The sequence below is a fragment of the Microbacterium sp. C448 genome (assembly GCF_000582705.2).
GTDB classification, from domain to species: domain Bacteria; phylum Actinomycetota; class Actinomycetes; order Actinomycetales; family Microbacteriaceae; genus Microbacterium; species Microbacterium lacus_A.
Map to the genome: position 1 here is coordinate 1 of NZ_HG779809.1, position 259 is coordinate 259.

Annotated in this window: 1 protein-coding gene; it reads right to left on the bottom strand. The window is 65.6% G+C overall.

Annotation, left to right across the window (positions count from 1 at the left end):
• On the bottom strand, positions 1–259 hold a 259-nt coding region (locus tag MIC448_RS15070), incomplete at both ends, for a DDE-type integrase/transposase/recombinase (RefSeq protein WP_036301610.1).

Below are 259 nucleotides of genomic sequence, written 5' to 3' on the forward strand. Positions count from 1 at the left end.
GTAGGCCAGCGAGACGTATTGAGACCCGGCGTCCGAATGTGCCCGCAGCTGCTCGGGCTGGACCGGGTGCCCATCACGCGCTCGTTCCCAGAGGGCCATGCGCAGCGGGATCATCACCAGCTCGACGTGCTTGGTGGTCTGTGCGTGCCAGGCCACGATGCGTTGCGAGTAGACATCGACGATGAAGGCGACGTAGACCCAGCCCGCCCAGGTGCGGCAATAGGTGAAGTCCATCACCCAGGTGTGATCCGGCCGGGGC